Origin of the sequence: Brevundimonas sp., from assembly GCF_046293315.1 — a bacterium.
In the GTDB taxonomy this organism is placed as follows: domain Bacteria; phylum Pseudomonadota; class Alphaproteobacteria; order Caulobacterales; family Caulobacteraceae; genus Brevundimonas.
Genome location: NZ_JBKBPF010000122.1, coordinates 1 through 527, shown reverse-complemented (window position 1 = coordinate 527; position 527 = coordinate 1). Strand labels below are relative to the sequence as shown.

Below are 527 nucleotides of genomic sequence, written 5' to 3'. Positions count from 1 at the left end.
CCCGCCGCGCGCCGCTGTCTCGCTCCGCCGCGCGCCCGCGCCCGCCGCCAGTGCCGCCATTGCCGCCCCCGGCACCGCCGGGCGAAGGCGCCGCGCCCCGGCTGCTCTGTCCGCCGCCACCGCCGCCGCCACCGCCGCCGCCACCGCCAACACCGCCGCCACCACCACCGCCGCCGCCACCACCACCGCCGCCGCCGCGACGCAACCTGGGGTGCTCCGCCAGGATGGCCTCCATGCGCGCCTCGAAGCGGCTGCGCAGGAAGCGGTTGTGGATGCGCGTGACGCGGTTGACCTTGATGCCCACAATGCCGTAGCGCTCAAAGTCGGCGGGCGTGAAGCGCGAGTGCAGCAGGTCCACGCAGGAGGTGTACCAGGCGTCGGAGGGGCTGCCGTCCTCCAGCCGGATGTTGCCCCCCGTCTCCAGCTCCACCACCAGGCGCGACACGTTCTCCTCGCTGATCTCCAGCAGCCGCGACTTCAGGTCCAGGAAAGCGCGGCGCAGCGCCTCAATCTCCTCCACCGTCTCC

1 protein-coding gene is annotated in these 527 nt (G+C 74.4%); it reads right to left on the bottom strand.

Annotated elements, in window-relative coordinates:
- Positions 1-527, bottom strand: a 527-nt coding sequence (locus tag ACK4SE_RS14345; protein ID WP_409694083.1) for a hypothetical protein, incomplete at both ends; no start/stop codon positions are given.